General features: G+C 59.9%; 21 protein-coding genes and 1 pseudogene. 7 read left to right on the forward strand and 15 right to left on the reverse strand.

The genetic code is table 11. From position 1 onward, the window contains the following. Positions 1 to 36 precede the first annotated feature (36 nt). The 4 genes from ACIPLA_RS21905 to pdxH all read left to right on the forward strand — a co-directional run bounded on the left by ACIPLA_RS21905 (position 37) and on the right by pdxH (position 5,830). Entirely contained in the window at positions 37 to 2,559 is a 2,523-nt protein-coding gene (locus ACIPLA_RS21905; RefSeq protein ID WP_401175861.1) for a beta-agarase, read from the forward strand. 243 nt (positions 2,560 to 2,802) lie between these two features. Next, positions 2,803 to 3,948: a serine hydrolase domain-containing protein gene (locus ACIPLA_RS21910; RefSeq protein WP_401175864.1), complete on the forward strand. Its 1,146-nt coding sequence runs from the start codon at positions 2,803 to 2,805 to the stop codon at positions 3,946 to 3,948. Positions 3,949 to 4,060: 112 nt separating this feature from the next. Then, complete coding sequence (locus ACIPLA_RS21915; protein ID WP_218398334.1) at positions 4,061 to 5,158, forward strand: OmpA family protein; 1,098 nt, start codon at positions 4,061 to 4,063, stop codon at positions 5,156 to 5,158. A 24-nt stretch (positions 5,159 to 5,182) separates the two neighbouring features. Further along, positions 5,183 to 5,830 (forward strand): pyridoxamine 5'-phosphate oxidase, encoded by a 648-nt coding sequence (gene pdxH / locus ACIPLA_RS21920; RefSeq protein ID WP_218398332.1) that lies wholly within the window; start codon positions 5,183 to 5,185, stop codon positions 5,828 to 5,830. Positions 5,831 to 5,835: 5 nt separating this feature from the next. Here pdxH and ACIPLA_RS21925 read toward each other — a convergent pair whose 3' ends face one another. Beyond that, a complete protein-coding gene (locus ACIPLA_RS21925; RefSeq protein ID WP_063342689.1) occupies positions 5,836 to 6,072 on the reverse strand; it encodes a hypothetical protein in 237 nt (78 codons plus the stop codon). A 168-nt stretch (positions 6,073 to 6,240) separates the two neighbouring features. Here ACIPLA_RS21925 and ACIPLA_RS21930 point away from each other — a divergent pair, with 168 nt between their 5' ends. Next, entirely contained in the window at positions 6,241 to 6,705 is a 465-nt protein-coding gene (locus tag ACIPLA_RS21930; protein WP_218398330.1) for a glycine zipper 2TM domain-containing protein, read from the forward strand. A 70-nt stretch (positions 6,706 to 6,775) separates the two neighbouring features. On the opposite strand, the gene ACIPLA_RS21935 is transcribed toward ACIPLA_RS21930, so the two are convergent. The 4 genes from ACIPLA_RS21935 to nhaA form a co-directional block, all read right to left on the reverse strand. Then, on the reverse strand, positions 6,776 to 7,036 hold the full coding sequence (locus ACIPLA_RS21935) for a pyocin S6 family toxin immunity protein (protein WP_401175870.1): 261 nt from the start codon (positions 7,034 to 7,036) through the stop codon (positions 6,776 to 6,778). Positions 7,037 to 7,062: 26 nt separating this feature from the next. After that, the gene (locus tag ACIPLA_RS21940) at positions 7,063 to 7,317 is read right to left on the reverse strand and encodes a colicin E3-like toxin immunity protein (protein ID WP_401175873.1); all 255 of its coding nucleotides are present in this window, start codon (positions 7,315 to 7,317) and stop codon (positions 7,063 to 7,065) included. A gap of 7 nt (positions 7,318 to 7,324) precedes the next feature. Beyond that, a complete protein-coding gene (locus tag ACIPLA_RS21945) occupies positions 7,325 to 8,542 on the reverse strand; it encodes an S-type pyocin domain-containing protein (protein WP_401175876.1) in 1,218 nt (405 codons plus the stop codon). A 121-nt stretch (positions 8,543 to 8,663) separates the two neighbouring features. Next, complete coding sequence (gene nhaA, locus ACIPLA_RS21950) at positions 8,664 to 9,851, reverse strand: Na+/H+ antiporter NhaA (RefSeq protein WP_218398326.1); 1,188 nt, start codon at positions 9,849 to 9,851, stop codon at positions 8,664 to 8,666. 246 nt (positions 9,852 to 10,097) lie between these two features. Here nhaA and ACIPLA_RS21955 point away from each other — a divergent pair, with 246 nt between their 5' ends. Further along, positions 10,098 to 11,195, forward strand: a complete 1,098-nt coding sequence (locus ACIPLA_RS21955) for a PLP-dependent cysteine synthase family protein (protein WP_185022204.1) — start codon at positions 10,098 to 10,100, stop codon at positions 11,193 to 11,195. Between the two features lie 125 nt (positions 11,196 to 11,320). Here ACIPLA_RS21955 and ACIPLA_RS21960 read toward each other — a convergent pair whose 3' ends face one another. From ACIPLA_RS21960 to ACIPLA_RS21970, 3 genes are all read right to left on the reverse strand, one after another. Further along, complete coding sequence (locus tag ACIPLA_RS21960; protein ID WP_401175879.1) at positions 11,321 to 12,934, reverse strand: NAD(P)/FAD-dependent oxidoreductase; 1,614 nt, start codon at positions 12,932 to 12,934, stop codon at positions 11,321 to 11,323. 95 nt (positions 12,935 to 13,029) lie between these two features. After that, entirely contained in the window at positions 13,030 to 13,686 is a 657-nt protein-coding gene (locus ACIPLA_RS21965) for a COG3650 family protein (protein ID WP_401175881.1), read from the reverse strand. Between the two features lie 182 nt (positions 13,687 to 13,868). Continuing rightward, positions 13,869 to 14,468, reverse strand: a complete 600-nt coding sequence (locus ACIPLA_RS21970; RefSeq protein WP_218398320.1) for a short chain dehydrogenase — start codon at positions 14,466 to 14,468, stop codon at positions 13,869 to 13,871. Positions 14,469 to 14,573: 105 nt separating this feature from the next. On the opposite strand from ACIPLA_RS21970, the gene ACIPLA_RS21975 reads away from it, so the two are divergent. Continuing rightward, entirely contained in the window at positions 14,574 to 15,488 is a 915-nt protein-coding gene (locus tag ACIPLA_RS21975) for a LysR family transcriptional regulator (RefSeq protein WP_401175885.1), read from the forward strand. A 146-nt stretch (positions 15,489 to 15,634) separates the two neighbouring features. On the opposite strand, the gene ACIPLA_RS21980 is transcribed toward ACIPLA_RS21975, so the two are convergent. From ACIPLA_RS21980 to ACIPLA_RS22010, 7 genes and pseudogenes are all read right to left on the reverse strand, one after another. Then, entirely contained in the window at positions 15,635 to 16,108 is a 474-nt protein-coding gene (locus ACIPLA_RS21980; RefSeq protein ID WP_218398316.1) for a DoxX family protein, read from the reverse strand. Then, positions 16,105 to 16,863 (reverse strand): DUF2063 domain-containing protein, encoded by a 759-nt coding sequence (locus ACIPLA_RS21985; RefSeq protein ID WP_401175889.1) that lies wholly within the window; start codon positions 16,861 to 16,863, stop codon positions 16,105 to 16,107. The genes ACIPLA_RS21980 and ACIPLA_RS21985 overlap by 4 nt, the downstream gene beginning before the upstream one ends. Next, positions 16,860 to 17,714 carry a DUF692 domain-containing protein gene (locus tag ACIPLA_RS21990; protein WP_401175892.1) on the reverse strand — a complete coding sequence of 285 codons (855 nt, stop codon included), beginning with the start codon at positions 17,712 to 17,714 and terminating at the stop codon, positions 16,860 to 16,862. Before ACIPLA_RS21990 ends, ACIPLA_RS21985 begins: the two co-directional genes overlap by 4 nt. Positions 17,715 to 17,739: 25 nt before the next feature. Then, positions 17,740 to 18,045 carry a DUF2282 domain-containing protein gene (locus ACIPLA_RS21995; RefSeq protein ID WP_401175894.1) on the reverse strand — a complete coding sequence of 102 codons (306 nt, stop codon included), beginning with the start codon at positions 18,043 to 18,045 and terminating at the stop codon, positions 17,740 to 17,742. A 117-nt stretch (positions 18,046 to 18,162) separates the two neighbouring features. Further along, a complete protein-coding gene (locus tag ACIPLA_RS22000; RefSeq protein ID WP_218398307.1) occupies positions 18,163 to 18,855 on the reverse strand; it encodes an RES family NAD+ phosphorylase in 693 nt (230 codons plus the stop codon). Beyond that, on the reverse strand, positions 18,849 to 19,253 hold the full coding sequence (locus tag ACIPLA_RS22005; RefSeq protein WP_123499233.1) for an antitoxin Xre-like helix-turn-helix domain-containing protein: 405 nt from the start codon (positions 19,251 to 19,253) through the stop codon (positions 18,849 to 18,851). The genes ACIPLA_RS22000 and ACIPLA_RS22005 overlap by 7 nt, the downstream gene beginning before the upstream one ends. Positions 19,254 to 19,608: 355 nt before the next feature. Next, a pseudogene (locus ACIPLA_RS22010) lies at positions 19,609 to 20,226 on the reverse strand (ABC transporter ATP-binding protein); the annotation flags it as partial.

Genomic DNA, 20,226 nt, shown 5'->3' on the forward strand with positions numbered 1-20,226 from the left:
GGCCCATTGATGGTCGCTTGGGAGATCCACGTTCCTATGATTCGCCGTTCGTTGCCTGCTGTTTTTGCCTTGATGTTCGCAGCCCCTTTGCTGGCGGCCCCTGCCGGCCAGCAGACGCTGTTCAACTTTGTGCGTCCCGCCGATGTGGTTCAGGTGGCGACCCAGGACACCAGCCTGCCGCAGTCCAACGCGGAGCAAACAGCCGAAGGTGAAGTGCTGCGCCGCGTGACCTTCAACCCGGTCGCCCGGCCGACCTTGCGCCTGACGCCGCAGACCGGTGCCTGGGACTGGTCGCAGTCGGGTGTCATGAGCCTGCGGATCCAGAGCGCGATGAACTGGGCGGTGACCCTGAACGTGACCATCCAGAGCAACGACGGCAAGACCCTGGTCAGCCGCGTCGATCTGCCGGCCGGCCCGGCGCAAACCCTGCTGGTGCCACTGCAGCCGAGTACACCTTTGAGCCAGGGTATGAAAGCCGGCCCGCCGATGCCGATCAACTTCGAAGGCCAGCGTGTATTGCTGGCGAGCAGCGCCGGTGAGCTGGACCGCAGCCAAGTGGTGTCGGTGACCTTGTCGATGGATCAGCCCAAAGTCGCCCAAAGCATCCTGCTCGAGCGCTTCGGCGTGCAGGATGGCGAGGCTGTCACCAAGGCCGCTTATGGCGGTCTGGTGGACGCCTACGGCCAATCGACCCGGGCCAAATGGCCGGAGAAGGTCAGCAGCGACGAGCAACTGAAATCCGCCGCGGCCAAAGAACAGCAACAACTGAAAAGCTGGCTGGCCGAGCGCGAGAAGCAGTCCCTGGACAAGTTCGGCGGCTGGACCAAAGGCCCTGCGTTCAAGGCCAGCGGCTTTTTCCGCACAGAAAAACGTGACGGCCGCTGGTACCTGGTAACCCCGGAAGGGCATCCGTTCTATTCCCTCGGCGTCAACAGCGTGACCCCGAGCGCAAACCAGACCTACGTCGCCGGTCGCGAGTGGATGTTCGAGTCCCTGCCCAAACCCGACGAGCCCCTTGCCAGCTACTATGGCGAAGGCGACAACCGTGGCGGCAATGGCGCCGATCAGGGCCGAGCCTACAACGCCGGGCGCTGGTACGATTTCTATGGCGCCAACCTGCAGCGTCTGTATGGCGAGCCTTGCACACCGGGCAGCGACACCAAGGCCGGTGTCGCCGAAGCGGCCAAGGCCGATGCGGTCGAGGCGACGGCCGATAAGGCCGCCGCACCATCAGCTGATCCTGCGGCGACCGAATCCGCGGCCGGCGTCGCTGAAGCGGCCAAGACCGGCGCTGTTGAAGCGTCAGTCGAAAAAGCGGCCGAGCAAACGGCCGCCGAACCTTGCAAAGTGGTTTTCGACGAAAAGCGTTGGGCCAGTCACACCCTCGATCGCCTGCAAGCCTGGGGTTTCAACACCCTCGGCAACTGGAGCGCACCGGTGTTTGGCAACGCTGACCGAGTGCCATACACCCTGCCGCTGTCGATCGTCGGCGATTACGCCAGCATCAGCACCGGTACCGATTGGTGGGGCGGCATGCCCGATCCGTTCGATCCGCGTTTCGCCATGGCCACCGAGCGCGCCGTAGCCATCGCCGCCCGCGACCATCGCGACGATCCTTGGCTGATCGGTTACTTCGCCGATAACGAACTGGCCTGGGCCGGTCCCGGCGATGACCCGAAGGCCCGTTACGCGCTGGCCTACGGGACCTTGAAAATGACCACCGATGTGCCGGCCAAACGTGCCTTCCTCAAACAACTGCGTGACAAGTACCGCAACCAGGCGGGCCTTTCCAAGGCATGGGGCATTGATCTGCCGGCCTGGGAATTGATGGAAGACCCGGGCTTCGTGCCACCGCAGCCGAGCGCCGAGTACCCGGAAATCGAAGCCGACTTCAAATACTTCCAGAAAGTGTTTGCCGACACGTACTTCAAAACCGTCTCCGACTCGCTCAAGTGGCATGCGCCGAACCAGTTGTTGCTGGGTGGCCGTTTTGCCGTCAGCACCCCGGAAGCCGTCGAGTCCTGCGCGCAATACTGCGACGTGCTGAGCTTCAATATGTACACCCTGCAACCCCAGGACGGTTACGACTTCGCCAGACTGCGCAGCCTGGACAAGCCGGTGCTGATCACTGAATTCAATTTCGGTTCGACGGATCGCGGCCCGTTCTGGGGAGGCGTGACGCAACTGGCGAAAGAAGAAGACCGCGGCCCGGCCTACGCCAATTTCCTCAAGCAGGCGATGAGCGAACCGTCGATTGTCGGGGTGCATTGGTTCCAGTACCTCGATCAACCGGTGACCGGTCGCCTGCTGGATGGCGAGAACGGTCACTTCGGGCTGGTGGGTATTACTGATCTGCCGTTCCAGGGCTTTGTCGACAGTGTGCGCAAAAGCAATGTGCAGACTGTCGATCAACTCGGCAAAGAGGCCGAGAAGGCCAGGGCTGAGGCGGAAAAAGCCGCCGGGAACCATGAAGGCGAGGGCGGCAAGCAAGGCGCTGCCGGCAAAGGAGCGGAGCAGGGCGCCGGTCATGCGGGTGGGCATTCGGGCAATGGTCATTAATAGCTGAGACCGCGTTGTCGTTCTTCGCGGGCAAGCCTCGCTCCTACAGGATTTATGTCGTTCGCAAACCAACTCAAAATCTGTAGGAGCGAGGCTTGCCCGCGAAGGCGTCGGTACAGGCACTATAAATTTCCAATCATTTCCATGGCCGGGCGACCGCCCGGCCCGACCCTGTTCCCAAAACCCTCAAGGGCTGGAACAATGCGGGCCACTTTATAGAGCGTTTATCCGGGAGAGTTGTGGGTGCAGATTCAGGGTCATTACGAGCTTAAGTTCGAAGCGGTGCGCGAAGCTTTTGCGGCGTTGTTCGACGATCCTCAGGAGCGTGGTGCGGCGTTGTGCATCCGGATTGGCGGTGAAACTGTCCTCGACCTCTGGGGCGGCACCGCTGACAAGGACGGCACCGAAGCCTGGCACAGCGACACCATTGCCAACCTGTTTTCCTGCACCAAGACCTTCACCGCCGTGACCGCGCTGCAGCTGGTGGCCGAAGGCAAGCTGCAACTGGATGTCCCGGTCGCTCGCTACTGGCCCGAGTTCGCTGCCGCCGGCAAAGAATCCGTGACCCTGCGCCACTTGCTCAGCCATCAGGCCGGCCTGCCTGCGTTGCGCGAATTGCTGGCGCCAGAAACACTTTACGACTGGCAGACCATGGTCGATGCCCTGGCTGCCGAAGCGCCATGGTGGACGCCGGGTCAAGGTCACGGTTATGCGGCGATCACCTATGGTTGGCTGGTCGGTGAATTGCTGCGTCGCGCCGACGGTCGTGGGCCGGGCGAGTCCATCGTGGCACGGGTCGCGAAGCCTTTGGGGCTGGACTTCCACGTTGGCCTCGCCGACAAAGAGTTTCATCGCGTCGCGCACATTGCCCGTGGCAAGGGCAACCTCGGCGACGCCGCGGCCCAGCGCTTGCTGCAAGTGACCATGCGCGAGCCGACGGCCATGAGCACGCGGGCCTTCACCAACCCGCCGTCTATAATGACTAGCACCAACAAACCGGAATGGCGGCGCATGCAGCAGCCGGCCGCCAATGGCCACGGCAATGCCCGCAGCCTGGCCGGGTTCTACTCAGGTTTGCTCGACGGCAGCCTGCTGGAAAGCGACATGCTCGAGGAGCTGACCCGCGAACACAGCGTCGGCGAAGACAAGACTTTATTGACCCGGACCCGCTTCGGCCTGGGTTGCATGCTCGATCAACCGGACGTACCCAACGCCACCTATGGCCTCGGCCCACGGGCGTTCGGTCACCCGGGCGCCGGCGGTTCCATCGGTTTTGCTGATCCGGAATACGATGTGGCCTTCGGCTTTGTGACAAATACCCTGGGGCCGTACGTCTTGATGGATCCACGAGCCCAAAAGCTTGTGCGAGTACTGGCCACTTGTCTGTAAATCACGCTTAAGGGGGCCAGGGCCGGAACCCGAAAGCCTTTGTGGTTTCAAAGCGCTGTTTATCCGGGCCAACCCGGTCTGATTCTTCATTACTTCATTTTGTGGATATCCAATGTCATCCAATAAAACTCTCGCCCTGGCCCTGTGCTTCGCTATCACCGGTTGCGCACAAACCCCACAAAATGACGCAGACGGCGGCAGCTGGTGGCCGTTCGGCTCTTCCGACAAGGTTGCGACCAAAGAACCGGCCCCCGCTCCGTTGAAACCTGCTGCAACAGCCCCCGTCGCCAAGGCTGACAGTGCATCCCCTTGGTACTGGCCGTTCGGTTCCGATGACGCTGCCGACAAAGTGGCCAAACCGGACGTGAAGCCGGAAGTTAAACCTGAAGCCAAGCCGGTCGTTGCAGCCAAGGCTGAAGCCGATGCCGGTGGCAACTGGTGGTGGCCGTTCGGCGGTAAGGAGCAGAGCACCGCCAAGGTCGTGCCGATGCCCGACCCGAAAGTCACCCAGGCCTGGCTCGACGACTACGAACCGCGCCTGCGCGAGGCGATCAAGGACAGCAACCTGAAACTCGAGCGCCGCGAAAACGTGCTGGTTGTCACGGCACCGGTAGAAGGCTCGTTTAACCCTGACCGTCCGTCCATGCTGTTGCCGGTGACCCTCGGCCCGTTCACCCGTGTCGCGAAAATCCTCGAAGTCGATCCAAAGACTGCCGTGCTGGTACTCGGTCACAGTGATACGTCGGGCGCCGCACCGGCCAACGTGAAGCTGAGCCAGGAGCGCGCCCAAGCGGTGGCGGCGATCTTCCGTCTCAGCGGTCTGCAGCGTGATCGTTTGATGCTGCGCGGCATGGGTGGTGAGGCTCCGCGCGCCGCCAATGACAGTTCTGAAGGTCGTGCCCTGAACCGTCGCGTCGAGTTGTTGGTGACCCCGGCAAACACCATGGTCGCGCTGCTGAGCAAGTACAACATGCCGGCTCCTGCACCGGTGAAAACCATGGTTGCTGCGCAAGACATCAAGCCAGTGGCCAAGCCTGTGACCCCGGCGCCTGCTGCGAAGAAAGCGGCTGTGCCGGCGACGAAAAAGGCACCCGCCAAGAAAGCGGCTGCCAAGGCGCCAGCCAAAAAAGCCGTGGTGAAAAAGACTGCGCCGGCCAAAGCCGCTGTCGACACCAAGAAAGTCGCTGTCGCCGATGACACAAAGAAGTGATTCGTTAACCAAAAGGAATGCGCCATGACCCGGCCCTTGGCAGATATGCGTCGCGATTACACCCGAGATGGCCTGACCGAGGCGCAAGCCCCGGCCGAGCCGTTCGCGCTGTTCCATCAGTGGTTTGCCGATGCGGTGAAAACCGAGCAGGTGCCGGTGGAGGCGAATGCCATGACGCTGGCCACCGTCGATCAGCAGGGGCGGCCGCATTGCCGCATCCTGCTGCTCAAGGGCCTGGACGAGCAGGGCTTCACCTTTTTCACCAACTACGATAGCGACAAGGGTCAGCAACTGGCAGCCAATCCATTTGCGGCCATGACGTTCTTCTGGCCGGCCCTGGAGCGCCAGGTGCGCATCGAAGGGCGGGTGGTGAAGGTCACGCCTGAAGAGTCCGACGCTTATTATCAGGTTCGCCCTCTGGGCAGCCGTCTCGGCGCCTGGGCTTCGCCCCAGAGCCGGGTGATCGCCGATCGCGGCGAACTGGAAGCGCTGCTCAAGAACACCGAGCAACGTTTCAGCGATACTCAGCCTCACTGCCCCGAACACTGGGGCGGTTATCGTTTGCTACCCGAGCGCATCGAATTCTGGCAGGGCCGTCCGAGCCGTCTGCACGATCGCCTCAACTACCGCTTGCAAGGCACCGACTGGGTTCGTGAACGCCTGGCGCCGTAAATAGCCTACCGATCGGGATACCCTGCCGCAGCGGCCGCCAGCCACTGAGGCAGGTCCCGCCGCTTGATCTTCTGCGCTTGAGCGTTCGCCAGTTGTTGGAGCATAAAGGCTCTTTTCTGTTCGTCTTTACCCGCCAGTGACAACGCCAGATCGCGGTCCATCCAGCGTTTGATCCGCACGTACAGCCACCAATGGAAGTACAAGCCGGCGACGGTCGTGACGACAATGATGAAGTAATCCATGAAAGTCCTTGGGTCTGCGGCGCAGATTTTGTAATTTGCCGCTACTGTATGTGAGTTCGAAAAAGCGCCTGTATCGGGCCTGAATGAAACCAATTTTATCCGGGCAATGCCGTGACAGGCGTCAAGCTGCGGAGTTTAATGGATACCTGTCCTATGGAGTTTGATGCTATGCGTAAGTCTGTTCTGCTGGTTGCTTCCTTTTCCACGATGGCGATGTTGCTCTCCGGTTGCCAATCGAGCCTGACCGGTGACTCCTACTCCCGTGACGAAGCGCGTCGTGTGCAGACGATTCGCATGGGCACTATCGAAGCGCTGCGTCCGGTGAAAATCGAAGGCACCAAAACCCCGATCGGCAGCGTCGCGGGCGCAGCAGTGGGTGGTGTCGGCGGTAGCGCCATTGGCGGCGGTCGCGGCAGCATCGTCGCAGCGGTCATCGGCGCTGTCGCCGGCGGCCTGATAGGCTCGGCTGCCGAAGAAGGCCTGACCCGTACGCAAGGTGTTGAAATCACCGTGCGCGAAGACGATGGCAGCATGCGCGCCTACGTGCAGGAAGTTCAGCCAAACGAAGTGTTCCGCGTGGGTGAGCGGGTGCGGATTGCTACTGTTGATGGTACGAGCCGCGTTGCGCACTAAGCGGGAATACGGGTAAAAGAAAACCCCGATCAGGTGACTGGTCGGGGTTTTGTGTTTTTTAAGGGATTGTTCACGCTACCGCACGGGTGCCGATGAAATATTCCAGGCCTTCGGGAAAGTCGACATCGAGCAATTGCTTTAGTGCGAGAACCTGATTCTCGCTTAGCTCCAATTCACCGGGTTCCAGATCTGCCAATGGCTTTGACTCGATCAGTTGCGCGACGGCTTCGTTGAGTTCCAAACCTTCGATATCCAGTTCAAACTGCAGGGAGTCATCTTGCTTTTCGTCTGGGTAGAAACCGGTTATTTCCAAGCATCGTATGCTGGCCATTTCGATTGTCCTTAATCGTGTGAAACCTACCAATTGTCACGATAGATGAACGCTACCTGGTAGTCGTAAGAGGATAAATTAATGACATGATGGAAGTGGGGCTGAAGAGTGCCAACCCAGTTGGAAGCAACGTCAAATCCACCGTTATTTATATTGTTTTCGATGGGCATTCCCAGTGCTTCAATAACGGAGCCATCATCGCCAAGATCTTTCGATAACTCTTCTCCTTGGCCTATTTCAGTTTTCTTGTCATACCATTCAAGTCTTATTTTCAGTCCCATAAAGCCCTCACAAGTATTTTTTAATGCTGCGTTTCTTCTTGGGTGGATCTAGCTGCCCACCCGTTTTATGGTCAAATGAACCTAGGTGGCTGCCATCACTTGAGCGATACGCTTCAAGCTCACCGTGCAGAAAGTCCCACTCGTAGATTGTTCTACCCTTTGCATCCATCCAGCGATCCCGGAGACCTCCTTTGTACGGGGTTTTCTTTTTTACCCGTGTTAGGCCAGGAAATGCGGTGATGTCTTCGGTTTCGGGAGCCGGATGGTAGGTATGACCGGCTTCGGCCGTACCTTTGCGGCGGACACTCACCACAATATAAACCGGCAACACCCCCGAATCCGCCGGAAACACAAGAATGAAATCCTTGTACTCAGGCGGATACACCGGATTCACGATGATGCTGTCAGCCGCCTTCGTCGGCGGGTAAACCCAGATGTGCGGTGCTTGCGGGGCGGCTTCCAGGGCGGGGATGCCGAGGATGTTTGAACCGTCCTCGGCCGGTGTCCAGATCAGCTCTATACCATCCCCAAGATCAGCCACCTGCTGACTGCCGCGCAAGGTGACTTGCACGACATCGACCATTTCCCAATCGCGATTCTTGCCGGTGTAGAAACCGTATCCCTTGAGACTGCCGTCAGCCTGTTGTTCGACTCTGAGGCGTACGCGGATGCGGGCCTGCTTAAGGGATCGCAGTTGATCTTCGGTGTAGAGCGAGCTGTCGCCAAGGCTCGACGGTATGACCAGGGCCACCAGGCCTGCCAAGGTAGCCGCGGCGGTGCTGGCGGCGACGGCGGGCAGTGCGGTGAACGCTGAGCCGGCTAGCGCAAAGCTGCCGAAACCCGCCGGAACCGCAGTGCCACTGATTTTCTTGAGCGGTACAACACCGCTTTCATCGGCCTCGCGAGCGCCGAGCAGAACCAGTTCGCCGTAGTCTTTCAGACTGTCAGTCGGAACAACGCCAGTGGGATTCGTGTAGTCGATGATTGCGTCGGGCAGTTTGCAGGACTTGGCGAACACGCAGCCCGCGCGGACAACGTCGTCCTTTTTCGCAGCGACTTGAAGGCTGTCTTCGAAGGCCCACTGCCTCGCCAGCATGGCGTCGTAGGCATTTTGCCTGGCATCGCGCTCGGCCAGTTCGGTGGCCGTCATATAGCGGTGGGTGACGTGATGCCCATCGCCTGACGGTGGGTTTTTAACCCGGGGGATGTCCTTGTTGCCAGCCACTGATTGTCCTTTCGCTCGTCCATCGGCAACCCCTGAAAGAGGGGCTGCGCGACGTTAACGAACGTGGCTAATCGTGGCTGTAGGACGAATCCTGAATATCGCTAAGAGTGTTCTCTATCGCTCAGGAAGGTAGTGCGGGGTTCTTGCGACTCGCTGCCGCCGTCACCGCATAACCGATCAATGCCGCCAGTATCGAGCCGGTCAGAATCCCCATTCGATCCATCCCGGCGTATTCACTGGTGCCGGGCACGAAGGCCAGGGAGCCGACGAACAGGCTCATGGTGAAACCGATGCCGCAGAGGATCGCCACGCCCAACACCTGACCCCAGTTGGCGCCCTGGGGCAGGGTGGCAATGCCGATTTTTACCGCCAGCCAGGTCAGGCCGTAGACACCGATGGTCTTGCCCAGCAGCAGGCCGATGGCGATGCCCATTGGCACGTCGTGGGTGAAGCTTTCGACCGTCACGCCGCTCAGGGACAGGCCGGCGTTGGCGAAGGCGAACAGCGGCAGGATGCCGTAGGCCACCCACGGATGCAGGGCATGTTCCAGGGTCAGCAGCGGCGAAGGCTCGGCGTTTTTCGTGCGCAGTGGAATGCAGAAGGCCAGGGTCACACCGGCCAGCGTGGCATGCACGCCGCTCTTGAGCACGCAGACCCAGAGGATCAGCCCGATGATCATGTACGGCCCGAGCTTGACCACGCCGAGTCGGTTCATCCCGATCAACGCCGCGATGCAGGCTGCGGCCAATGCCAGGGACAAGGTCGACAGTGCGCCGGAATAGAAGATCGCAATGATGATGATCGCGCCCAGGTCGTCGATGATCGCCAAGGTCATGAGGAACAGTTTCAGCGACACCGGCACGCGTTTGCCCAGCAGGGCCAGTACGCCGAGGGCGAAGGCAATGTCAGTGGCGGTTGGGATGGCCCAGCCACTCAGGGCGGAAGGGTTGTCGCGGTTGAGGAACCAGTAGATCAGCGCCGGCACCACCATGCCGCCAATCGCCGCCGCGCCGGGCAGGACGATTTGCGACGGTTTCGACAGCTGGCCGTCGAGGACTTCGCGTTTCACTTCCAGGCCAATCAGCAGGAAGAACAGGGCCATCAGGCCATCGTTGATCCACAGCAACAGTGGCTTGGCGATTTTCAGCGCGCCGATCTGAGCCACCACGGGGGTGTCCAGCAGCCCGCTATAGAGCCACGACAGCGATGAATTGTTGATGATCAGGGCGAGAGCGGCCGCGGCGATCAATAACAGACCGCTGGCAGCTTCCAACTGAAAGAAACGCGTGAACGTGCTACGCAGAGGCAAGGTCGCTCTCCATCGATGAATTCAAAAGGTGGCACACCCTAACCCGTACCGTTAGTTGTTAAAACAAAAGTTATATTCTTTTTTGTTATATGCCGTTACAACGCGGACGGTCAGCAAAGGCGAGCCTAGCAGTTGCCGGACGTATTGGACCTCAGCTGTATCTGTGCATGATGTAGGTTCTTTCCTAAGCTTGTGGGCTGAGCCTTGCGACAAGGCCGACTCTTTGCCTGATTCAACGAGAAAACCATCATGAGCGACAACCGACAGTGGGCCCGCGAAGCCATCCGGATCATCGAAGCCGACTTCCAGCGTAGCGCCGATACCCACCTGATTCCCTTGCCGCTACCGGGGTTGCCGGGCATCGAGTTGTATTTCAAGGATGAGTCGAGCCATCCCACCGGCAGCCTGAAACATCGGCTGGCGCGCTCGTTATTTCTTTACGCTTTGTGTAACGGCTGGCTCAAACCGGGTGCGCCGGTGATCGAAGCCTCCAGCGGTTCGACGGCGATTTCCGAGGCGTATTTTGCCCGGTTACTGGGTTTGCCGTTCATTGCCGTAATGCCCGCAAGCACGTCCAAGGAAAAGATCGCGCAGATCGCTTTCTACGGTGGCAAGAGCCATCTGGTGGACGATCCGACGCAGATCTACGCCGAGTCCGAACGCCTGGCTCGCGAACATGACGGGCACTTCATCGACCAGTTCACCTACGCCGAACGCGCCACCGACTGGCGGGCGAACAACAACATCGCCGAATCGATCTTCCAGCAGATGCGCTTCGAGCAACATCCGGAACCGAGCTGGCTGATTTCCAGCCCCGGCACCGGAGGCACTACCGCGACGCTCGGCCGTTACGTGCGCTATCGCCAGCACTCCACCCGTGTGCTGTGCGCCGATGCCGAGCGTTCGGTGTTCTTCGATTACTACCAGACTGGCGATGCCAGCTTGCGCCTGGATTGCGGGTCACGGATTGAAGGCATTGGTCGGCCGCGAGTGGAAGCGTCATTCCTGCCCAAGGTGATCGATGCGATGGTCAAGGTGCCGGACGCCTTGTCGCTGGCGGCCATGCATTATCTGGCGCAGCGTTTGGGTCGGCATGTAGGCGGATCAAGCGGCACCAACCTGATTGGCGCGCTGATGGCGGCGCAACAGATGAAGGCGGCGGGGGAGTCGGGATCGATCGTGGCGATTCTGTGCGATGGCGGCGAGCGCTATGCCACCACCTATTACGATCAGGCCTGGCTCAAGGCCCAGGGGTATGAGCTGAGTGGTTTGATGGATGCCGTGGCGGCGAGTGTCGAGCGTGGCGAGCCGTTGCCGGCCAGCGTGTTGCGCGCCAATATCTGACACCAAACACCGCCCCCTGTAGGAGCGAGGCTTGCCCGCGAAGAACGATAATGCGGTCTTTCAGAAAGTCCGCGTCAACTTCTTCGCGGGCAAGCCTCGCTCCTACAGGGGCGTGTGATCGTTCCTTAGGCCTCGAGGCCAAGGATGTCTCGGGCCACCGCTTCGGCAATCCGAATCCCGTCGACACCCGCCGACAGAATCCCGCCCGCATAACCCGCGCCTTCACCGGCCGGGAACAAGCCCTTCACGTTCAGGCTTTGCATCGACTCGTTACGGGTAATACGCAGCGGCGATGACGTGCGCGTCTCGATCCCGGTCAACACGGCGTCGTGCAGCGAGTAGCCACGAATCTGCTTCTCGAACGCCGGCAAGGCTTCGCGAATGGCTTCGATGGCGAACGCCGGCAACGCCAGGGCCAAATCACCCAAGGCAACGCCCGGCTTGTAGGACGGCTCGACGCTGCCCAACTCGGTCGATGGCTTGCCTGCAATGAAGTCGCCGACCAATTGCGCTGGCGCTTCGTAATTGCTGCCGCCCAACACAAAGGCGTGGGATTCCAGGCGTTCCTGCAACTCGATGCCAGCCAGTGGGCCACCTGGGTAATCGACTTCCGGGGTGATCCCGACAACGATCCCGGAGTTGGCGTTGCGCTCGTTACGCGAGTACTGGCTCATGCCATTGGTGACCACGCGGTTCGGCTCGGAGGTCGCTGCCACCACGGTGCCGCCCGGGCACATGCAGAAGCTGTAGACCGAACGGCCGTTACTGGCGTGGTGCACCAGTTTGTAGTCGGCAGCGCCGAGTTTCGGGTGCCCGGCGTATTTGCCCAGGCGCGCGCGGTCGATCAGCGATTGCGGGTGCTCGATGCGGAAACCCACCGAGAACGGCTTGGCTTCCATGAACACGCCGCGGCCGTGGAGCATGCGGAAGGTGTCACGGGCGCTGTGGCCGAGGGCCAGGATCACGTGTTTCGAATGGATCTGCTCGCCGCCATTGAGCTCGACGCCGACCAGTTGGCCATCCTCGATCAAGATGTCGGTGACGCGCTGCTGGAAGCGCACTTCGCCGCCCATGGCGCGAATCTGCTCACGCATGTTTTCCACGACACCGGTCAGACGGAACGTACCGATGTGCGGTTTGCTGACGTAGAGGATTTCTTCCGGCGCGCCGGCTTTGACGAACTCGTGCAAGACTTTGCGACCGATGAATTTCGGGTCCTTGATCTGGCTGTAGAGCTTGCCGTCGGAGAACGTACCCGCGCCGCCTTCACCGAACTGCACGTTGGATTCGGGGTTGAGCACGCTTTTGCGCCACAGGCCCCAGGTGTCTTTGGTGCGCTGACGCACTTCGGTGCCACGTTCGAGGATGATCGGTTTGAAGCCCATTTGCGCCAGCAGCAGCCCAGCGAAGATTCCGCACGGGCCGAACCCGACCACGATCGGGCGCTGGCTCAGGTCGGCCGGCGCCTGGCCGACCACTTTGTAGCTGACATCCGGCGCCACGTTGACGTTACGGTCATCGGCGAACCTGTGCAGCACCGACGCTTCATCCCGAACGTTGAGGTCGATGGTGTAGATGAAGCACAGTTCGGAGGACTTTTTGCGCGCATCGTAGCTGCGCTTGAACAAGGTGAAATCGAGCAGGTCATCACTGGCGATGCCCAGGCGCTGCACGATGGCAGGGCGCAGGTCTTCTTCGGGATGGTCGATCGGCAGCTTGAGTTCGGTGATTCGTAACATGACGGGATCCGGTTCGCGGGGCGCACAACTGCGCCAAGGCGTTTGAAGCCCGCGATTATAAGCCTCAAAGGATGATTCCCGTGAGGCAAAAACGATCAGTCGTCGCGCGATCCGCCAAAATACCCACAGCCGCGTTGCACCTGGCCGTCAATGCGCAGCTCGGCGCTCATGTGCTGCACGCTGCCGGTGCTGCCGTCGACACAACGTTGCGGCGCGACCCAGAGCTCGATGCGCTGGTTATTGGCTTCGGTGCTCAGGTTGAAACGGCCGTCGCCCAGTTGCTCTTCAACGTACGGCAGGGCCAGGGGCGGCTGACCGGCGCGGTCGATGACCATGCCTTTGCCGCTGACTCTGACGTTCCATTCCGGGCCATGGCCGGCGGCGCGCAGCGTCAGCTGCTTGAAATCGGGATCGTCGCACGCCGTGCCCGAGCGTTCGACGCGGTACAACTGCTCCAGATCCAGCTGGCCGCTGGCGGTGATCCGGCCGCGCACGTCGGCGAACAGCTTGCCCTGATCATCGGCCAGGGTCGCGGCCTCTTGCAGGACGCTGGTGCCGCCGGTGTCGTTGACCACCAAGCTGCGCTGCTCATTGCACGGCTGGAACAGTAACTTTCCGTCAGCGGCCGTCAATTGGCCCTGCAGGCGGGTCTGGCCCACATGGGACGCGCTTTCCCGTGGGCCATCAAGCAACTGGCAGGCGGCGAACAACGGAAGCACGGCAACAAGTACCAAGGAACGGGCAACACGCATCTTTGAGTCTCCTGACAAGTGTCGCCACGTTACTCAGCCTGACCGTTCATCACAACCCTGCAATGTCCTCGCTTTCCCAGAATCAAGATCAAAAGATCGCAGCCTGCGGCAGCTCCTACAGGGCTTTTACGCGGTGCCTTTGTAGGAGCTGGCGTAGCCTGCGATCTTTTGATTTTGGCGGCTTAGCCGACGCGGTAAGTCTGGCCGGTCTGCAAGCCTTCCACGCTTTTGGCGTAAGCCAGCGCCACTTCGGCGGCGGGAACCGGTTTGAAGCCACGGAAATACGGGGCATAACTGCCCATGGCTTCGACCAGCACGTTCGGGCTGACCGAGTTGATGCGCAAACCGCGCGGCAGTTCGATTGCCGCGGCACGGACGAAGCTATCCAGGGCGCCGTTGACCATGGAGGCAGAGCTGCCGGTACGAATCGGATCGTGGCTGAGGATGCCGGTGGTGAAGGTGAATGACGCACCGTCATTGGCGAATTCCCGGCCGATCAGCAGCAGGTTGACCTGGCCCATCAGCTTGTCCCGCAAGCCGAGCTCGAAGTCTTGTTCGGTCATGGTCGCCAGTGGCACGAAGTTGACGCTGCCAGCGGCGCAGATCAGCGCATCGAAGTTGCCGGTCTGTTGGAACAATTTGCGGATCGAGGCGCTGTCACTGATGTCGACCTGAAACTCACCGCTCTTGCGGCCGATACGGATGACTTCGTGGCGCTGGGACAGCTCATGGTCAATGGCCGAACCGACGGTGCCAGAGGCGCCAATCAAAAGAATTTTCATCGTGCTGTACCTGAATGGGTTGGATTTAAATTTAAGTTTAGAGTGGTTTTTTCCATTGATAAGCGGGCTAATAGGCAACCTTTGGTTTTCAAATGGAAACAATCCATGAGCGAAATGGACGACCTGGCGGCATTCGCGGTGTTGATCGAGGCGGGCAGTTTCACCTTGGCCGCCCAGCAATTGGGTTGCAGCAAGGGGCAACTCTCCAAGCGCATCAGCCTGCTGGAAACGCGGTTCTCCGTGGTGTTGTTACAACGCACTACGCGCCGCTTGAGCCTGACGGCGGCGGGTGCGGCGCTATTGCCGCAAGCCCAGGCGCTGGTGATTCAAGTCGAGCGAGCGCGTCAGGCCCTGGCGCGGTTGAAAGACGACATGGCCGGCCCTGTGCGGATGACGGTTCCGGTTTCATTGGGGGAAACCTTCTTTGACGGCGCGCTGCCGGAGTTTTCCCGGCAATACCCCGAGGTGCAGATCGAGCTGGAGCTCAACAATAACTACCGTGACCTGTCCCGGGACGGTTTCGATTTGGCAATCCGCTCGGAAGTGGCCAACGACGAACGCCTGGTCGCCCGCCCGCTGCTGGCCTGGCACGAGATGACCTGCGCCAGCCCCGCGTACCTTGAGCGATTCGGTGAGCCACTGACGCCTCAGGCACTGGCCGAACACCGCTGCCTGCTCAACAGCCATTACAGCGGTCGCGAAGAATGGCTCTATCACCAACAGCACGAGTTACTGCGGGTGCGAGTGTCGGGGCCGTTCGCCAGCAACCATTACAATCTCTTGAAGAAAGCCGCGCTGGCGGATGCGGGCATTGCGCGTTTGCCGTCGTATTTGCTGCAAGAGGAATTGGCTGACGGGTGTTTGCGCTGGCTCCTGCGCGATTATCAGACCCGCAGCATGCCGATGTACCTGGTGCACCCGTATCAGGGCGGTTTGCCGAAACGTACCCAAGTGTTGGCGGATTATTTGATCGGTTGGTTCAAGCGCAGTGGCGAGGCGTTGGATCGGCTTCAACGATAACGTCTCACCACGCAACCCCCCTGTGGGAGCGGGCTTGCTCGCGAAAGCGGTGTGTCAGCCAACATATCTGTTGAATGTGATACCGCTTTCGCGAGCAAGCCCGCTCCCACATTAGTTCTTTATCGTCTGGAGGTCTGAGGTAGGGATCAGCGGGCATACCGCTTGGCAATCAGATGATCAATCGACAACTTGCCCGGCCCGGTCGCCATCAAGTACAGCAACACCGCAGCCCAGGTGCCGTGGGTTGGATAGGCATCGGGGTACACGAACAGCTGAATAGTCAGCGTCATGCCCAACAGCGCCAGAGCCGAAAAGCGGGTGGCAAAGCCGATCAGAATCAGCATCGGAAATAAATGCTCGGCGAAGGCCGCCAGGTGCGCCGCCAGTTCCGGGGAGAGCAGCGGCAGGTGATATTCGCTCTGGAACAACGGGATGGTCGAGTCCGCCAGCCTTGGTACGCCGAGTTGAAACGTGCCGTCGATCAAATCGATGGCCAGGCCTTCCACCTTGGTTTGCCCGGACTTCCAGAACACCGCGGCAATCGAAAAACGCGCGATAAAGGCGATCAGGCTGAGAGGGATTTTTTCCAGCAGCGCGATGGAGCGGGTGATGGGGTTCATGGCGATACCTTGTGGTGTAAATGGCTAATGACGTTGTGGCTGATCAGCAGCGCCAGGGTTTGGCTGAGGTCGAAGTCAGGCGCTGTCTCTAACGCTTGGGTCAGGGATTGGCCGTTTCGCAGGTTCTGAATGAAGGTGCTGGCGCCATGGTCGATGGCAAAGACCTCAACCTCCAGATCGTTGCGCAGTACCAGGGCGTTTTGCCCGTGGCCGAGGTCGATCCCGGCCAGCGTCGCGTCCTGTTGATGCGCCGCCCAGATCGCAACCATGGCAAAAGCTGAAGTCAGCAGACTCAGGGAGGGATGAAACCCGACCGTCAGCTCGCTCAGCGCCTGCGGGTCCGACAGCGCGGTGGCAATCTGTTCATGGCGCAAGGGCTGCGCATCGGCGGCGTGATAGGCCTGAACGCGCAACCGCTCCAGCCGCGCCATGTCGGCCAGATAAGGCACGCTGGCTGCCGGCTCAAAGCTGTCGATGAACTCGGCGAAGTCCTTGCCGTAATCGTTGATGAGTGGGCCTTGGGGCGGGCAATGCTGCACATACAGCCCCGCCATCGCCCGAAAGAACTCATCGCCCACCAACTGCAAAACCACGGGATAACTGTCGGCCAGGGCGTTGATCAGCGAGCTCTGCACATTGTTGCGATACACCGCGAAACGGCTGGCGGGATCGGCGCCATTGGTACTGAACAAACCGTCGGGGCAGGGCCGTTGCGGATCGAGCAGAGCAGCGGCAAACGCAGTTTGAGTGCTCATGATCGGCTCCCCGCGCAATGCAGCAACTCATCGGCCTGACGGGCTTCGGCATGCAGCACGCTGAAGGCCGGCAATTGGTTGTCGCGCTCGATCAACGTGGCGATCGGGCCGACTCGTTCCAGTACTTGCCGGTATAGCGTCCACACCGCGTTATCGATGGGCGCACCGTGATCGTCGATCAGCAGACGGTCGCCGAGGCTGTCGGTGTCTTCGGCAAACCCGGCCAGATGAATCTCTCCCACCGCCTGCAGCGGCAGCGCGTCGATGTAGGCCCGCGGATCCCTTTGGTGATTGATGCAGGAGACGTAGACGTTGTTGACGTCCAGTAGCAGGCCGCAACCGGTGCGGCGAATGACCTCACTGATGAAGTCGGCTTCATCGATTGTCGAGCGCTGGAACGCCAGATACGTCGCCGGGTTCTCCAGCAGCATTGGGCGTTTGAGGGTGCTCTGCACCTGATCGATGTGCTCGCAGACGCGGTTCAGCGTCGGCGCGTCGTAGGCCAGGGGCAGCAGGTCATTGAGGAACACCGGGCCATGGCTGGACCAGGCCAGGTGTTCGGAAAAGGATTGGGGTTGATAGCGTTCGATCAGCGCGGCAAGCCTTTGCAGGTGCTGAAGATCCAGCGGACCTTCGGCACCAATGGACAAGCCAACGCCGTGTAGCGATAGCGGATACTGCTCGCGAATCAACCCCAAAAAATGATGAAACGGGCCGCCGGCCACCATGTAGTTTTCGGCGTGGACTTCGAAGAAACCGATGTCCGGTTGTGCACCGAGCACTTCACGAAAGTGCTCGGTCTTGAGTCCCAGCCCGGAGCGGGGCGGGAGCCCGCACGATAAATGGTTCATGGTCGACACTCAGGCTGGGTGCTGATTACGACTTGGCTTTGTAGGCTTCCAATTGGCCGAAACCGGTTGGCGAGGTTTTGCTCATCGTGGTGGCGCAGGTGCCTTTAGGAACCAGTTTGAAAGCATTTGGCTGGTAGTCGGTTTTTGCCGTGCCGGCGCAAGTGGTGCCAGCGCCTGCGGCGCAATCGTTTTTGCCTTTCATGGCCACGCCGAAGCATTTTTCCATGTTGGCGTCAGCGGCATGGGCAGTGGAGACAGCGGCGATGCTCAGGGCAGAACCGAGGGCCAGAACCAGGGCGGTGGCGGACAGGGTGCGGGTGGTAACAGTCATGATGTTTCTCCGAAATTGAGCTTGGGTTGGCAAGCGTTTGTGCTTGCTTACTGCTCTAGAGAAACGACAGGGCGATGCGTTACAGGCCACCCAAAAATTTTTTTGCCGATAAGGTCGTCAGGCAATGCTGATTTTACTGACGCTGGTGATCTGACCGTTCCAGATCATCTCGTAGTGGGCTGTTTGAGTGATTGATGAGAGGGGGCTGGGGGTCATCAGTGCCCAGCAGTAGCTCCCATGCATGCGCACGGAGTTGTACCGCAGACCAGGGGCCCCAGCATCCTTGATGGCCTTTCCCAAGCGATGGGAGTGCGTGTAATCGACGGGATCGTAGACAGGATCGTCCATCGGAATGGATGCGGCATCCCTCATGGCTTCGTCAACGAAAGTGCAGGATAACCCCCGGAAAACAAACCTCTCGTAATTGAGCCCCTGGACTTTCGACCAATACTGATTCTGATGATGCTGCACCTCAGCCAGTGCGGTTTCCATCGAGGCAGCCAGGTACAACACGCCGAAACTGCCGTCGCTGAAACGCGAACCCGCTGGGTTGATGTGGGTGAAAGGAGCGATTGCGTAAGAGCACCCAGGGATGCCGAAGGGAATCTGCGCACGCGGTATCAGCTCAAGCCGGCCGACTTCATTTTGCAGCCTCGGATTGGTGAGGGCCTGGATCTGATACAGCACATCAAATTCGTCCGCGTTTGCCACGTCGTCAAACAGCGCAATGGGCGGAAATTTTGAATTGATCAATCGGTAGGCCTGCAACTGCTCACCGGCCAATACAGCCAGCTGGCTCACCGTTACCATTGTGCGCCTCGCAGCATGTCGATCCGCCGAAACGTCTCGTACAGGGAGATCATATCCCCTTGGGACATGATTTCGAGCGGGCTACGCCCGTTGAAGAACTCGTTCTCGTTCGCCATCGCCGCAAAACCATAGACGTTTTCAGGGTTATCAAAGACAAGGCGCAGGGTGGCATGGATGTTGAGAATAAAACTGATGCGCTGCATCTGGTCTGAATCCAGGCTTACGGACCAATCGGGATCGCGCTGCTTTGCCCGGGAGTACGTACTGCGGGAAATGCGCAGGATGCGACAGGCCTGATCGCTCGACGCTTGCCACTTTTCGAGTATGCCGACAGCCGCTCGCAAACCAGTCACGCACTGGTCTTTGCTGAATGCTTGTGCCAGGGAGGTTGCTGTCATGGCGGTCACTTTGAGTTGGTCTGTAGATGCAAATATATTAACAATGTATCTGTAGAGCAAGCTTATATTGTGAATACGCAGCTCCTACGAGGGCGAACCTGTTACGTCAGGCGCAAGGATGTGTAGCTTGCAGGAAGTAACGCTGACACTGATTAAACACGTTCTCCAAAACACCAAAAATCCCCTGTGGGAGCGGGCTTGCTCGCGAATGCAATCTGACATTCAAAATAGGTGGTGACTGACCCACCGCTTTCGCGAGCAAGCCCGCTCCCACATGGGATCTTTGTTGTTGTGAGGTTTGTGGCAGGCAGAAAAAAACGGCCTGCGAAGGCCGTTTTTTGTTTACCGCAATCGCTTAACCGCCAAGGTACGCTTCGCGCACTTTCGGGTCGGTCAACAGCGCTTCGCCAGTCCCTGTCATCACCACCCGGCCGTTTTCCAGCACATAGGCACGGTCAGCGATTTTCAGCGCCTGGTTGGCGTTTTGCTCCACCAGAAAAACCGTCACACCGTCCTTGCGCAGTTGTTCGATGATGTCGAAGATCTGCTGGATGATGATCGGTGCCAGGCCCAGCGACGGCTCGTCGAGCAGCAACAGCTTGGGCTTGCTCATCAGCGCACGGCCGATGGCGAGCATTTGCTGTTCGCCGCCAGACATGGTGCCGCCGCGTTGGGCGAAGCGCTCTTTCAGGCGTGGGAAAAGTCCGAGGACCTTGTCCATCTGTTCCTGATAATCGCCCTTGTCGGTGAAGAATCCGCCCATGGCGAGGTTCTCTTCCACGGTCAGACGGGCAAACACCCGACGACCTTCCGGGACCACGGCGATGCTCTTGCGCATGATGTGCGACGAGTCCTGGCCGACGAGCTCTTCACCCATGTAGCGGATGCTGCCGCTGTGGGCCTGCGGCGAACCGCAGAGGGTCATCAACAGGGTCGACTTGCCGCACCGTTGGCGCCGATCAGGGTCACGATC

This window comes from Pseudomonas sp. NPDC086112, assembly GCF_044746425.1.
Taxonomy (GTDB): domain Bacteria; phylum Pseudomonadota; class Gammaproteobacteria; order Pseudomonadales; family Pseudomonadaceae; genus Aquipseudomonas.